Raw genomic sequence first — 13407 nt, 5'->3', positions numbered from 1 at the left:
CGCCCATGACTGCCCAAACCCCGGCCGGTGGCCAGAAAAACAACCCGCAGCACGGTATTACGCTGGAAACCATGCTCAACGATCTGGTGGCCTATTACGGCTGGAAAGAGCTGGCGCGGCGGATCCCGATTCAGTGCTTTTACAATGAGCCCTCAATCAAATCCAGCCTGAAATTTCTGCGCCGCACGCCGTGGGCGCGTGCGCAAGTCGAGGCGCTTGATCTGGCCTTGCGCAGCCAAGATGATGGCCGCGCATGAGTGACAATCTGCCTGCACTACTGGCGCGCACGCTGCATGAGGAAATTCCGCTCACCCGCGAGATTGGCCTCAGTGTGGCCAGCGCCAGCCCGCACCTCATTGAGCTCGCCGCGCCGCTGGCGCCCAATATCAATCACAAATGCACTGCATTCGGCGGCAGCTTGTATGCGGTGGCGGTATTGGCTGGCTGGAGCATGGTGTTTGCCCGTCTGCACGTCGCCGGCCTGCACGCGCATATCGTGATTCAGGATGCGCAGATTGAATACCTGCTGCCAGTGGTTGAAACCATCAATGCGCGCTGCGAATTGGCCAGCGATGGCGAGTTTGAGCGCTGCCTCAAGCTATTTAACCGCAAAGGGCGCGGGCGGATTGAGCTCGCGGTGCAGATTGTCACCGCGCAGGGTGTGGCGGTGCGCTTTCGCGGGAATTATGTAATCCATGACTAAATCACAAGGTGCGCTGCTATGAGTGCCGCTGTATTACTGATCGCTGCGCCTTCATCGGGCTCCGGCAAAACCACCATCACTGCGGGCTTGGCGTGGCTGTATCGCCGGCAGGGCAAGCGGGTGAAGGTGTTTAAATGCGGGCCGGATTTTCTCGACCCGCTACTGCTGGGGTTTGCCAGCGGCTCGCCGGTGGATAATCTGGATTTGTGGCTGGTGGGTGAGGATTTGTGCCGCCAGATGCTGGCCGAAGCTGCGCGTGATTACGATGTGGTGTTGATCGAGTCGGTGATGGGTCTGTTTGATGGCGAGCCGAGCACCGCTGATCTGGCGGTGAAATTTGGCTTGCCGGTGCTGGCGGTGATTGATGCCGGCGCGATGGCGCAAACTTTTGGCGCGCTGGCCTTTGGCTTGGCGCATTACCGCGCGGATTTGCCGTTTTATGGGGTGCTAGCCAATAAAGTGGCCGGCGAGCGGCATGCGCAAATGTTGCAAGAAGCCTGCCCGGCGGCGCAGTGGCAGGGCTGGGTGGGGCGGGGCGAGCCTTTGCCCGAGCGGCATCTGGGCATTGTGCAGCCGCATGAAGTAGCCGATTTGCCGGCACGGCTGGATCAGCTGGCCGAGATGCTGGCCAGCCAGCCGATTGCCCAGCTGCCCGCGCCGACTGCATTGAGCGCACCGGCGGCTGCGCCGATCCCGCCCTTGCTGGCAGGGCGGCGGATTGCGGTGGCGCAGGATGCGGCCTTTTGCTTTATTTACCCGGCCAATCTGGCCTGCCTGCGCGCGCTGGGCGCCGAGGTGGTGACGTTCTCGCCGCTGGCGCACGAGGCTTTGCCTGCGTGTGATGCCGTGTGGCTGCCGGGCGGGTATCCCGAGCTGCATGCGCCGGCGCTGGCCGCACATCCCAGCATCGCGGCGGAATTAGCTGCGCATCTGGCCGCGGGCCGGCCGATCTGGGCCGAGTGTGGCGGGATGCTGGCGCTGGCCGAAGCGCTGACGCTGAGCGATGGGCAAGTGCAGCCAATGTGGGGGCTGCTGCCAGCGCAAGGGCAAATGCAAACGCGGCTGGCGGCGCTGGGCGCGCAGCAGATCGATCTGGGTGCCGGTGCGCTGCGCGGGCACACCTTTCATTATTCCACCTTGCAAACCACGCTCACCCCCGAGGGGTATGCTACGCCATGCCGCTTAGGGTCTAGCGGTGAAGCGGTATACCGGCATGGGTATTTGCGGGCAAGTTATTTGCATGTCTGGTTTGCGGCCAATCCGGTGGCCACGGCCGCATTGTTTGGAGTACAAGTATGAGTTTTCAACGCCACCTGCGTGATTGGGTAATGGGCCTGAGCCTGAGTGTATGGGCGCTGGCCAGCACGGCGGCCCCACTGACGGTGAAAGATGATCTGGGCACCAGCATTACCTTGGCGCAGCCGGCCAAGCGCATTATCAGCCTGGCCCCGCATGTGACCGAAGATTTGTTTGCGATTGGCGCTGGCAAGCTGATTGTGGGCGCGGTGAGCTATAGCGATTACCCGCCCGAAGCCAATCAGATTGAGCGCATTGGTGGTTACAACGGTTTTGATCTGGAGCGCATCCGTGCTTTGCAGCCCGATCTGATTGTGGGCTGGGCCACGGGCAACCCCGAGCGGCATCTGGCGCAGGTAAAGGCGTTGGGCGTGCCGGTGTTTCTGACCTTTTCGAAAAAACTGGGTGATGTACCCACCGTGCTGGAGCGCTTGGGCGTGCTGACCGGGCAGCAGGCGGGTGCGGCGCAAGCGGCCAAACGCTATCGCGATCAGCTGGCCGAGCTGCAAAAAACCTATGCCGGTCGCAAACCGGTGCGGGTGTTTTACCAGATCTGGGATCGCCCACTCATGACCATCAATAACACGCAGATTATCTCGGATGCCATGCGCATTTGTGGTGCGGTGAATGTGTTTGGCCACTTGCCGGATTTAACCCCGAAAGTTGATGTAGAAGCCGTGCTGGCCGCCAACCCCGACGCCATTATGACCAGCGGCGAGCCGGGCATGAAAACCGATTGGCTGGCGCCGTGGCAGCAGTGGAAAAACCTGAAAGCCACGCAAAACAAACAGTTTTATGTCTTGCCCAAAGACAGCGTGAACCGCATGGGGCCGCGCCTGGTGGACGGCACCCGCGCCATGTGTGAGGCGGTGGACAAGGTGCGCCGGCAATGAGTCGCGCGGCGGCTTCCGCGCGGCTGACGCCGCGGCGTGTTATCAGTACTTTGAGCGTGTTGCTGTTGCTATTGGCGCTGGCCGTGGCGGCCAGCCTGTGTTTTGGTAGCACCAATTACCGCCCGTGGCAGCTGTGGGGCGGGGGAGCAGAAGCGGCTTTGGCGCGCGATGTGGTGCTGGCGCTCCGCCTGCCGCGCACGCTGGCGGCGATTGGCGTGGGCGGGCTGCTGGCGCTGGCCGGCACCTTGCAGCAGGTGCTGCTGCGCAATCCGCTGGCTGATCCGTATATCCTGGGTACTTCCGGCGGGGCCAGTGTGGGTGCGCTGTTGGCGCTATTACTGGGGGTGGGTATCTGGGGCGTGAATCTGGCTGCCGGCGCAGGGGCTTTGCTGACCATCGTGGTGGTGTTTTTGCTGGCCGGGCGCGATCAATCCAGCACCCAGACGCGCTTGCTACTCACCGGCGTGGCGTTGGCGGCGTTTTGTGGTGCGCTGTCGTCTTTGCTGCTGAGCATGGCGCCCGATGGCCTGTTGCGCGGCATGATTTTCTGGCTGATGGGCGATCTGGCCGGTGCGGCCTGGCTGCCCGCCCTCGTGATGCTGGGGCTGATGTTGCTGCTGCTGTGGCCGCTGGCGCGTGAGCTGAACATCATGGGCATGAGCTCGCAAGCCGCGTTTTCGCTGGGACTAAATCACACCATGTTGCGCTGGATATTGTATTTCGCCGCGGCGCTGGCCTGCGCATTGGCGGTCACTACTGCCGGCATGATCGGCTTTGTGGGTTTGATTGTGCCGCATGCCTTGCGGCTGGTGATTGGGCAGGATTTACGCTTGCTGCTGCCAGCGGCGGCGCTGGCCGGTGGCGTGGTGCTGCTGCTGGCCGATATGCTGGCGCGCACACTCTTGGCGCCACAGCAATTGCCAGTCGGCGTAGTGATGGCGCTGCTGGGGGTGCCGGTGTTTTTATGGTTGCTGGCCCAGCGCGCGGGCGGGGGGCGGGCATGACCGCAGCGTTAATGCAGGTGCAACAGCTGCGCTTGCAACAAGGCTCGCGCGAGCTGGTGCGCGATTTGCAACTGATCATCCAGCCGGGTGAAGCCTGGATTGTGCTGGGGGAAAATGGCTGCGGAAAAAGTACTTTGCTGGCCACCTTGGCGGGCTGGCGCGCACCGGCCGCGGGTGAAGTTCAGCTCGCCGCGGCCGGCGGACTGTTGCCTTTGTGCCGGGTGCCGCCAACCGAGCGTGCCCGGCTGATCGCTTGGCAAACCCAGCAGGACGAATGCCCGTTTCCACTCTCGGTGCTGGAAAAGACCCTCACTGGCCGCCACCCGCATTTAAGCCGCTGGGCTTGGGAGGGCGCGGCCGATCTGGCGCTGGCTGAAGCGCAGCTGGCGCGGCTGGATTTGCAGGGCTTTGGCGAGCGCGATCTGGCCAGCCTGTCGGGCGGTGAGCGCCGGCGGGTGGCGCTGGCCACGGCCTTAACTCAGCAAGCGCCGCTGCTGTTACTGGACGAACCACTCTCGCAGCTGGATGTGCGCCATCAGCAACAAGCTTTGCAGGTGCTGCGTGCCGAGCGCGCAGCAGGCCGCAGCCTGCTGGTAGTGAGCCACGACCCCAATCACGCCGCCCAATTTGCTACCCACGCCTTGTTGCTGTTTGGCGATGGGCGCTGGCAGGCAGGGGTATGTGATCAGGTGCTCAATACTAAAAGCCTTAGCGAGCTATACCATCACCCTGTATCTGAGCTTAGCCAGCAGGGAACGCGCTGGTTTGTACCGCAGGCGCCGGCCTAAGCTGGCGGCCGGCTCGGGCCCGGCGGTGGGCTTCATTTTTGGTGATTGAGACACGTTGCTGAGCGTGTTGCCCGTGACTGTGCATCGGCAGTCGCGGCGCATTGCCGTGCTTGTGTTTTGCTGATTTTATCCTTACATTTTTCTGTGTTATTCAGCTGCCAGAGGAAAGGATATGCCCAGCACTCGCCGACGTCGCAAAATCGCCCTGGCTTGCCAGGGGGGCGGTAGCCAAACCGCGTTTACCGCTGGGGCGCTCGACGCCCTGTTTAGTGAGAATTTTCAGTCCGATTTTGAGCTGGTGAGTTTATCCGGCACCTCGGGCGGGGCGATCTGTGCCGGTTTGCTCTGGTATGCCTTGCGCAAGGGCGATGCGCAGCCCAGCAAGCGCCTGCTGGATTTCTGGCTGGATAATATGGCGCAAACGGCGGCCGAGCGGCAGTTTAATGATCAGGTCATCGAAACACTGCGCGCCACCAGCAAGGGCCATATGCCGCATTTCAATATGAGCCCGTCTGATCCGCTGGCCAAATGGATGATGGCGCTCAGCACGCAAAGCCTGCGCCCCGAATTCACCGATTTTGCTTTGCTGCTGCAAAAGCATTTTGATTTTGCCGAGCTGCAAGCCTGGGGGCCACAGCCGCAGGCACCGGCGCTTTTATTGGGAGCGGCCGATATCCTGACCGGCGAGCTGCGTAAGTTTAACTCCCGCACCGAGTCGATTCAGCTGGAGCATTTTCTGGCCTCGTGCGCGGTGCCGAATATTTTCCCAGCGGTGCTGCACGAAGGCCGCGCGTATTGGGATGGCCTGTTTTCGGATAACCCACCCATCAATGAGCTAGTGCGTGCGCAATATGTCGGTGAGGGCAATATCCCGGATGAAGTTTGGGTGATCAAAATTAATCCAACCGGCTGCCGCAGTGTGCCTGAGCTACCCGAAGCGATTGCCGATCGGCGTAATGAAATGGTGGGCAATGTTTCGCTATTTCAGCAGCTCGATACCTTAAGCTGGCTCAATGAGCTGATGCTGCGCGATGCTTTCCGCCCTGAGTTTCTGGCCCAATTTGATATCCGCCAGCCGGTACTGATCCCGAAATGCCATCTGGCGCAGGCCACCGCACCGTACCATATTCCGTTTATTGAAATGAGCGAGGCGTTGCATGAGCTGGATTACGAAAGCAAGCTGGATCGTAATCCGGAAAACCTAACGCGCCTGATCGAAGATGGCCGGCGGCAGGCCAGCTTATTTCTGCAAGGGCGGCGGGCGGCTTTGCGCTCAGGCTGAGTTTGGGCTAAGTTATGGGCTGGCGTCGAGCGTTGGGCCGCGCCGGGGCGGGCGTTTAATCCCGCCAGCTGGCCTGAATAGCGCGTAATTCGGGCTCGAGGGTGAGAAACAGCGCTGCCAGCGCTGGATCAAAATGCTGACCGGCTTGGGCAGCAATATGCGCAAGTGCGTCTTCTACAGTCCAGGCCGCTTTGTACGGGCGCACACTGGTGAGCGCATCAAAGACATCGGCAATCGCCACGATGCGCGCCGCCAGCGGGATTGCCTCCCCAGCCAAACCCTGCGGATAGCCCTTGCCATCCCAGCGCTCATGGTGGCTTAGGGCTATGGTGCGGGCAATTTGCAGCAAGGTTGAGCGATCTTCACCGATGATACGCGCGCCAATTTCGGCATGGGTTTGCATGATTTGCCATTCGGCGGGGTCGAGCTTGGCAGGTTTGCGCAAAATCGCATCGGGAATCCCGATTTTGCCAATGTCATGCATGGGCGCGGCATGCAGTAATTCTTCAGCCCAATGCGTGCTTTGCCCGGCGGCCAGCGCCAGCTTTTGCGCGTAGTGGCTCATGCGGATCACGTGCATGCCGGTTTCATTGTCTTTAAACTCGGCCGCGCGCCCGAGCCGACGGATGATTTCCAGCCGGGTGTTGCGCAGCTCATCCGCGCGCACCAGCGATAAATGCGTTTTTACTCGCGCCAGCACGATGGGCGGGCTGACCGGTTTGGTGATGTAGTCAACCGCGCCGGCCGCAAAGCCTTCGGCTTCGTCATTACTATCGCTCAGGGCCGTGACGAAAATCACCGGAATATTGGCCGTGGCCGGATCGCCCTTTAACCGCCGGCAGACTTCAAGCCCGGTCATGTTCGGCATCATGACATCGAGCAAGATCAGCGCTGGCGGCGCTTGGCTCACAAGTTGCAGTGCTTTTTCACCATCGCGGGCAAATTGCAGCCGGTAATGTTCTTGCAGAATATGGCGCAGCACCTGCAGATTATTGGGCTCATCATCAACCAGCAGTAGCAGGGGATTAGGCTCAGTCATGCTGTTCTCCGCTCAAAATCTGTTGCCATTGCTGCAGGGTAGCGAGGGCCGCATCAAAATCGAATTGCCCCAGTGCGTGGTTGAGGGTTTGCCATAAGGCTGGTGGGCAATAAGCCTGCAAAGGGGCGAGGGTGTCTTCGGCTAGCTCGCCACGGGCAAACGCGGCGGCCAGTACAGACAGCGTCGCTGCTAACTCTGGGGTGGCAGGTAGCGGTGTACCTGTGTTTGCTGGGGTGGCTGCGCTTGCGGGCGACAATGCGGCGCTCGCTGAGGCCAATAGGCTGGCCCATTCAGCTTGCCAGCCACTGGGCAGCGTGCGGGTGGATTCGATTTGCTGGGCCCACTGGGTCATCGCGGTGAGCCCCAGATTGGCGGCCACCCCGCGTAGCCGGTGTGCGGTGGCGGCCAGTGCGTCAGCATCGGCAGTGTTTAGCTCGGCAGGCAAGTTTTGATATTCCTGCACAAAAGCGGCCAGATGGGTTTGCCAGGCCGCCTCGCTACCCCAGCGGGCGAGAGCGCCAGCGCGATCGATCGTTGCACTGACTGCATCAACGGTGGCAGCAACTTGCCCCAAGGCTAGGCCTTGAGATGGATGACTTGTCACAGAAATTGGGCTCGTGGGCAAGCCCAAGACTCGTGCTATTTCGGCATTGAGCGCCGCGTGATCAACGGGCTTGGAGGCAAAGCCGACCATGCCGGCAGCTTCGGCATCCACCCGGTCTTGCGAGAGTACGCTGGCGGTGAGTGCGATGACCGGTGGTGCTGGCCGGCCTTGTGCGGCGGCCCAGCGCAAAATGTGCCGCGTAGCCTGCAAGCCATCGATCTGTGGCATTTGCACATCCATCAGTACCACATCAAATTCGCCCTGCTCAAAGGAATGAATGGCCGCCGCGCCGCCCTGTGCCAGCGTGACCTGATGCCCGTCTTGCTGGAGTAATAGCTGCATTAGCTCCAAGTTTTGCGCCACATCATCCGCGACCAGGAGGCGTAATGGCGGGAGGACAATTCTTGTACCGTGGGCAACTTCCTCCGCCATGTCGGCTGCGCGTAAAGGTAGCTGCAGCGTAAAGCAACTACCCACACCTTCGCTACTGCGGACGCTGATGGTGCCGCCCATCAGTTCTGCTAGTTGGCGGGCGATGGTTGTGCCCAAGCCAGTGCCACCAAAGCGGCGCGCCATCGACACATCGGCTTGGGTAAAGGGCGCGAAAATAGTCTCGAGCCGATCCGGGGCGATACCAATACCGGTATCGCGGATCTGGCAGCACAGCTGTGTTTGATCGCACTCGACGCTGAGGCTAACTTGCCCGTGCTCGGTAAATTTCACGGCATTGCCGAGCAAATTGGTCAGGATTTGTCGCAGCCGCAGCGCATCGCCGCGAATCGCCGTGGGGCAATCGGGCGCATAGTGCAAGGTGAGCGCCAAGCCTTTTTGCTGGGCTTGCAGGGCGAAGGTGCTGATCAGTTGCTCGCACAGCTGGCGCAGTGAAAAGTCGGCTTCTTCTAGCTCAATAGCACCACGTTCGAGTTTGGCGGTGTCCAGAATATCGTTCAAGAGCCCCAGCAGCGCGCGGGCCGATTGGCGCACGATGTCGAGGTGGCGAGCCTGCTGGGCATCCAGGGGCGTGTGCTGCAAAAGTTCGGTAAACCCCAAAATGGCGTTCATCGGCGTGCGGATTTCATGGCTCATATTGGCCAAAAACATGCCCTTGGCGGCGGCAGCTTGTTCGGCACGATCGCGCGCTTCGGTCAGTGCCTGCTCCATTTTTTTGCGCTCGGCCAGGTCATGCGCCAACTTCACCACTTTCCAAGGCTGCCCATCCAGATCCAGAATCGGGTTGTAGACGGATTGAATCCAGATTTCTTGCCCGGCGCGGCCACGTCGGCGGTATTCGCCGCTTTGAAATTCACCCTGCTGCAAGCGTTGCCAGAAGGATTGATATTCTGGGCTGTCGCGCTCCTCGCTAAAGCACAGCAGACTATGGTGCTGGCCAATGAGCTCGGCCGCGCTATAGCCAGTGAGGCTGAGGAAGTTGTCATTGACGGCGAGGATCGTGCCGGTGAGGTCAAATTCAACCACGCTGAGTGCGCGTGAAATGGCATGCACAATGCCTTCGTGTTCTGCTGCGCGGATTTTGCTCTCGGTGATATCCAGCAGTACGCCATCGATCCACTGCGCCTGGCCTTGCTCGTCGTATACCACGCCGGCGCTTTCCGACACCCAGCGCTCGCCACCACCCCGATACAAAATACGGTATTCCACCACATAGGATTGCTGGGCGCTGATGGCGGCATCAATGCAGGCGCGCACTCGCGCCAGATCGTCCGGGTGGATGATGCTGACGGTGCTCAGGCTGCCATCCAGAAACATTTCGGCCGGCCAGCCGCTGAGCTGAGTCATGCCTTGGCTGATAAACAGTTTGGTCCAGTCAAAATCAACTTTGCTGCGAAAGGCTACGCCGGGCATGTTGGCGATCAGGGTGCGGTATTGTTGTTCGCTCGATTGCAGGGCTTTGGCAATCCGGACCCGCTCGCTGATATCGGTGATAAAGCCAACAAACATCGGCTCGCCGGCCATTTGGGTGCGGCCCACGGCCAGCCGGATCGGAAACACCGAGCCATCACGGCGCTGGGCATAAACTTCACGCCCTTGGCCAATGATGCGGGCGTCCCCGGTTTGCAGGTAATGCAATAGATAACCATCATGCTCGGAGCGGTAAGGTTCGGGCATCAACCGGTTGATGTTTTGCCCGATTAACTCGGCGGCAGGCCAGCCAAATTGCTGCTCGGCCGCCTGATTGAGCGCACGGATCTGGCCGTGTTGATCAATGGTAATGATGCCATCAACGGCGGTATCGACGATGGCGCGCATTTGCGCTTCATTACTTTGCATCTGCCGCAACAGCTGGCGATAGCGCAAAAGGGCATTGCCGGCCAGTACAAACACGCTAGCCGTGATGGTAAAGAGTGCGATACTGATGGCAAGATAGGTGTTGGCACCCATCGTGGGGGTATAGGCCGGGTCAGCGCTTCCTACAAAGCGTGCCGCGGCCATACCCGTATAGTGCATACCAGTAATCGCGCAGCCCATCACGATGCCACCCAGCAAAATCGACTGCAAGGCGCTAAAGCGGCCGCGGCGGCGTAGACCAAAGCGGATCCAGAGGGCCAGCATAGCCAGCCCCACCGCTACCACAATGGAGGCCGCAAACCACCATGGGTCGTAGCGCAGCAAAGGGTTCATCCGCATGGCGCCCATGCCGGCATAATGCATTGCACCAATCCCACTGCCGACCAATACCCCGCCGATCACGAGTTGCCAGCGGTTAATGTCTCGCTGCCACAGCAGATTCAGTGTTACCCAGGAGGCCAATACGGCGGGCAGCATCGATAGCAAGGTGAGGCCATAGTCGTAGCTGATGGTGGTGCAGAGCGAAAACGCCAGCATGCCAATAAAATGCATCGACCAGATGCCCACGCCTAAAGCAAAAGAGCCAGTGAGAAAAGCCACCTGCCGCAATGCCCGCGTGTGGGCGAGTCGCGCCATGCCAGCCACCTGCAAGGCCATGGCTGAGCTCAGAATGGCAATGACAAAAGACAAGGCCACCAGATCGTAGCGATAGCTGCCGTAGAGCAGGAGCTGGCTAGGTATATCGGCGGCGAGAAAAAAGTCGCTGAGCATGGCGCCTTGTGCTATTGAGGCGGTAAAGCCTCAGTATAGGCGGCGCTTGGGCTTGGGCACAGTAAGTAAAGGTCAAGAAAAAAGCCACCCGCAGGTGGCTTACTTGGGTGTGGCGGGGTGCTTAGACCACGGCTTCCATTTTCGGGCTGCGGCCCATGAGATCGGCAATAATGTCGCTGACCTGCGCTTGCTCGAACAAGACCTGGCACACCGATTGTGTAATCGGCATGTCGATACCCAGCTCATTGGCTTGGCGCAATACTTCGCGGGCAGTGGGTACACCTTCGGCAACGTGGCCGAGATTTTTCAGTACGCCATCCAGATCAAGCCCCTGTGCTAGCAGCAGGCCAACCCGGCGATTGCGGGATAGATCACCGGTCGCAGTGAGCATCAAATCACCGATCCCGGCCAGACCCATCATGGTTTCGGGCTTGCCACCCAAAGCGACGCAGAAACGCGCCATCTCGGCCAGGCCGCGAGTCAGCAGCGCCGCGCGAGCATTCAGGCCCAGATTCAGGCCATCGGCCACCCCGGCGGCGATCGCCATGACGTTTTTAACAGCGGCGCCGATTTCTACGCCCACCAAGTCATCGGAGGCGTAGAGGCGCAGTACATTGGTATTCAGATCATTTACCACTTGCTGGGCAAACACGGCATCACTTGCGGCAATGGTGACCGCCGCGGGTAAGCCTTTGGCAACTTCCTGCGCAAAGCTGGGGCCAGAGAGCATGCCGCGCGGAATATGATCGGGCATCTCTTGCTCGGCGACTTGATGCGGCAGCAGCATAGTGCCCGCTTCTAAGCCTTTGCACGCCCACAAGACGGGTGCGGTATTGCCAAGTTCAGCCAGTGCTTTCAAGGTGCTACGCAGGCCAGACATCGGCGTTACAATCAAAATCAGGCCAGCGTCGCTGATGGCTTCTGCCATGGATGTGGTGACTTGCAGTTGCGCGGGGAAGGGCGCATCCGGCAGGTAGCGTGGGTTGCAGGCTTCGTTGCGCATGGTTGCAACTTGTTCAGCTTCACGCGACCACAGCGTAACCGATTGGCGGTCGGCAAAACGGATCGCTAGGGCGGTGCCCCAAGCGCCAGCGCCAAGAACGGCAAGTTTCAAGGGTTGATCTCCTGCAGATGGGCTATACGCCCCAAACTTCTTCGATACGGATGTAGCCGGTTTGGCCATCACGATGTTTGACTTTCAGCCAGCCGGTGCCGGTGTTATCCAGCAGTTGCAATAGTACATTGCGTTCGGCTTTGAAGAGGGTGGTGGCTTGTGGTTGCGGCGCAACGCGAATGTCTGCCAGTTTGCTCACTTGCACATAACGAGTGCTGCTGGCGTCGGTTTTGGCAAGCCAAGCCAGCGTGCCATCCCGATCCCGTACCCGTAGCCAGTTGCCTTGTTCGGCGATGAGTTCGAGCGGGATATTGGCACTTAATACAAAGCGTTTCGTGCTGTTTTCGTTTGGCGCTTCATACAGAATAACGCCATGACGGGCGCTGGAACGGTATTCCAGTGCATGCACACTACCGGCCGCCAAGGCCAGTAGTGCACCCACGTGCAAATAATATGCTGCGCGATTAATGAGTGGTTTGCTCATTGGCTTCTTGTGCGGCAGCTTGTTGACGCTGTTGCAGGTAGATCGCTTCGAAGTTGATCGGTTGCAGAATCAGCGGAGGGAAGCCCGCACGCGTTGTCAGATCTGATACGGCTTCGCGCAGGTACGGGAACAGAATACTTGGGCAACCGATGCCCAGCAGCGGATCCAGTTCTTGCTCAGGTACGTTTTCAATCTGGAACAGACCAGCTTGGGTTACTTCCACCAGAAATACGGTGCGATCTTCCACTTTGGCAGTGGCAGTGACGGTCAGGCCAGCCTCGTAAAAGCCATTGTCGAAGCTTTTAGCTTGGTTGCGGAACTGGATATTGAATTCAGGTTGCGCTTGTTCCATGAAAGAATTTGGCGCGTTTGGCGATTCGAGCGAAATGTCGGTTACGTACAGTTTTTGTACGGCGAAAATCGGTTGTTGTACTTCTTGGTTTTCTTCGCTCATGGTCCATCCCTTTGAGTCGTGGTATTTAAACAAGGTATTCGCTACATAGCTATCAACATTGATAGCGTTATTCAGCGCGCAGGAATCATCGCATAGTTGTTCGCCTGATGCCATGATCTCTGCGGTGATTTGGTATCCAGATGACGCTTATTGTTCACCTTGCAGCAAGGGGATTAATTTGCCAGCGTGATCTAGGGCTGCCAAGTCGTCAAAACCACCTACATGATAATCATCAATGTAAATTTGCGGCACTGTACGGCGCTGGGTGCGTGCCATCATGGCTTCACGTTGCGTAGGATCGAGGTCCACGCGGATTTTTTCCAGATTATCGACACCGCGTTCTTTAAGTAGGCGCTCTGCCCGATCGCAATAGGGGCAGTATCCGGTGCTATACATGATTACTTTGGCCATTTGGTCGCTATCCTTGTGCAAAGCCAGTGAGTTTGTGTTGACTTTGCTTTTGTTGAGTACATCTTCCTAGATGCGGCGCTAAAGCGGAAATGCAAGTCTTAAGATTTTGGCTGGAAAGTTGTCTGGTAGAGGTTTATGAAAATCAATCGCTTATCGACTTGTTGGCGCTTTTTCGTTGGATTGGTGTTGACGTGTTCGAGGCGGGTGGGTATAGTTCGGCCTCTCTGCTGATGACGCAGCGAAACGAAGTGACGTTT

At 59.1% G+C, this 13407-nt stretch carries 13 protein-coding genes; 7 read left to right on the top strand and 6 right to left on the bottom strand.

Going from position 1 to position 13407, the window contains the following annotated elements:
* Positions 1-5: 5 nt before the first annotated feature.
* The 7 genes from QV747_RS05470 to QV747_RS05440 all read left to right on the top strand — a co-directional run bounded on the left by QV747_RS05470 (position 6) and on the right by QV747_RS05440 (position 5966).
* Positions 6-257, top strand: coding sequence for a VF530 family DNA-binding protein (locus tag QV747_RS05470; RefSeq protein ID WP_028450688.1), 252 nt, complete (start codon positions 6-8; stop codon positions 255-257).
* Positions 254-703, top strand: a complete 450-nt coding sequence (locus QV747_RS05465; RefSeq protein ID WP_273430230.1) for a YiiD C-terminal domain-containing protein — start codon at positions 254-256, stop codon at positions 701-703. The genes QV747_RS05470 and QV747_RS05465 overlap by 4 nt, the downstream gene beginning before the upstream one ends.
* Before the next feature lie 18 nt (positions 704-721).
* Positions 722-2002 carry a cobyrinate a,c-diamide synthase gene (locus QV747_RS05460; RefSeq protein ID WP_273430228.1) on the top strand — a complete coding sequence of 427 codons (1281 nt, stop codon included), beginning with the start codon at positions 722-724 and terminating at the stop codon, positions 2000-2002.
* The gene (locus tag QV747_RS05455; RefSeq protein WP_273430227.1) at positions 1999-2892 is read left to right on the top strand and encodes a cobalamin-binding protein; all 894 of its coding nucleotides are present in this window, start codon (positions 1999-2001) and stop codon (positions 2890-2892) included. The genes QV747_RS05460 and QV747_RS05455 overlap by 4 nt, the downstream gene beginning before the upstream one ends.
* A complete protein-coding gene (locus tag QV747_RS05450; RefSeq protein ID WP_273430225.1) occupies positions 2889-3896 on the top strand; it encodes an iron ABC transporter permease in 1008 nt (335 codons plus the stop codon). Before QV747_RS05455 ends, QV747_RS05450 begins: the two co-directional genes overlap by 4 nt.
* Positions 3893-4684 (top strand): ABC transporter ATP-binding protein, encoded by a 792-nt coding sequence (locus QV747_RS05445; RefSeq protein ID WP_273430224.1) that lies wholly within the window; start codon positions 3893-3895, stop codon positions 4682-4684. Before QV747_RS05450 ends, QV747_RS05445 begins: the two co-directional genes overlap by 4 nt.
* Positions 4685-4856: 172 nt before the next feature.
* Positions 4857-5966 carry a patatin-like phospholipase family protein gene (locus QV747_RS05440; RefSeq protein WP_273430222.1) on the top strand — a complete coding sequence of 370 codons (1110 nt, stop codon included), beginning with the start codon at positions 4857-4859 and terminating at the stop codon, positions 5964-5966.
* A 55-nt stretch (positions 5967-6021) separates the two neighbouring features.
* Here the strand turns inward: QV747_RS05440 and QV747_RS05435 are convergent, their stop codons facing one another.
* From QV747_RS05435 to grxC, 6 genes are all read right to left on the bottom strand, one after another.
* A complete protein-coding gene (locus QV747_RS05435) occupies positions 6022-7005 on the bottom strand; it encodes a two-component system response regulator (protein WP_273430220.1) in 984 nt (327 codons plus the stop codon).
* The gene (locus QV747_RS05430) at positions 6998-10687 is read right to left on the bottom strand and encodes a PAS domain S-box protein (RefSeq protein ID WP_273430219.1); all 3690 of its coding nucleotides are present in this window, start codon (positions 10685-10687) and stop codon (positions 6998-7000) included. The genes QV747_RS05435 and QV747_RS05430 overlap by 8 nt, the downstream gene beginning before the upstream one ends.
* Positions 10688-10808: 121 nt before the next feature.
* On the bottom strand, positions 10809-11801 hold the full coding sequence (locus tag QV747_RS05425; RefSeq protein ID WP_273430218.1) for an NAD(P)H-dependent glycerol-3-phosphate dehydrogenase: 993 nt from the start codon (positions 11799-11801) through the stop codon (positions 10809-10811).
* A 22-nt stretch (positions 11802-11823) separates the two neighbouring features.
* Entirely contained in the window at positions 11824-12285 is a 462-nt protein-coding gene (locus tag QV747_RS05420) for an SH3 domain-containing protein (RefSeq protein ID WP_273430216.1), read from the bottom strand.
* Positions 12266-12739, bottom strand: a complete 474-nt coding sequence (secB, locus tag QV747_RS05415; protein WP_028450679.1) for a protein-export chaperone SecB — start codon at positions 12737-12739, stop codon at positions 12266-12268. Before secB ends, QV747_RS05420 begins: the two co-directional genes overlap by 20 nt.
* Positions 12740-12886: 147 nt before the next feature.
* On the bottom strand, positions 12887-13150 hold the full coding sequence (grxC, locus tag QV747_RS05410; RefSeq protein ID WP_028450678.1) for a glutaredoxin 3: 264 nt from the start codon (positions 13148-13150) through the stop codon (positions 12887-12889).
* Positions 13151-13407: the final 257 nt, after the last annotated feature.

Source organism: uncultured Chitinibacter sp. (assembly GCF_945957625.1).
In the GTDB taxonomy this organism is placed as follows: Bacteria; Pseudomonadota; Gammaproteobacteria; order Burkholderiales; family Chitinibacteraceae; genus Chitinibacter; species Chitinibacter tainanensis.
This window is presented reverse-complemented; position numbering and strand designations above follow the sequence as displayed.

What these genes read in the sequence shown, in the direction of transcription:
- grxC (WP_028450678.1), bottom strand. Translation starts at nt 13,150, where the DNA reads ATGGCCAAAGTAATCATGTATAGCACCGGATACTGCCCCTATTGCGAT.
- QV747_RS05420 (WP_273430216.1), bottom strand. Translation starts at nt 12,285, where the DNA reads ATGAGCAAACCACTCATTAATCGCGCAGCATATTATTTGCACGTGGGT.
- secB (WP_028450679.1), bottom strand. Translation starts at nt 12,739, where the DNA reads ATGAGCGAAGAAAACCAAGAAGTACAACAACCGATTTTCGCCGTACAA.
- QV747_RS05460 (WP_273430228.1), top strand. Translation starts at nt 722, where the DNA reads ATGAGTGCCGCTGTATTACTGATCGCTGCGCCTTCATCGGGCTCCGGC.
- QV747_RS05470 (WP_028450688.1), top strand. Translation starts at nt 6, where the DNA reads ATGACTGCCCAAACCCCGGCCGGTGGCCAGAAAAACAACCCGCAGCAC.
- QV747_RS05435 (WP_273430220.1), bottom strand. Translation starts at nt 7,005, where the DNA reads ATGACTGAGCCTAATCCCCTGCTACTGCTGGTTGATGATGAGCCCAAT.
- QV747_RS05440 (WP_273430222.1), top strand. Translation starts at nt 4,857, where the DNA reads ATGCCCAGCACTCGCCGACGTCGCAAAATCGCCCTGGCTTGCCAGGGG.
- QV747_RS05445 (WP_273430224.1), top strand. Translation starts at nt 3,893, where the DNA reads ATGACCGCAGCGTTAATGCAGGTGCAACAGCTGCGCTTGCAACAAGGC.
- QV747_RS05450 (WP_273430225.1), top strand. Translation starts at nt 2,889, where the DNA reads ATGAGTCGCGCGGCGGCTTCCGCGCGGCTGACGCCGCGGCGTGTTATC.
- QV747_RS05465 (WP_273430230.1), top strand. Translation starts at nt 254, where the DNA reads ATGAGTGACAATCTGCCTGCACTACTGGCGCGCACGCTGCATGAGGAA.
- QV747_RS05455 (WP_273430227.1), top strand. Translation starts at nt 1,999, where the DNA reads ATGAGTTTTCAACGCCACCTGCGTGATTGGGTAATGGGCCTGAGCCTG.
- QV747_RS05430 (WP_273430219.1), bottom strand. Translation starts at nt 10,687, where the DNA reads ATGCTCAGCGACTTTTTTCTCGCCGCCGATATACCTAGCCAGCTCCTG.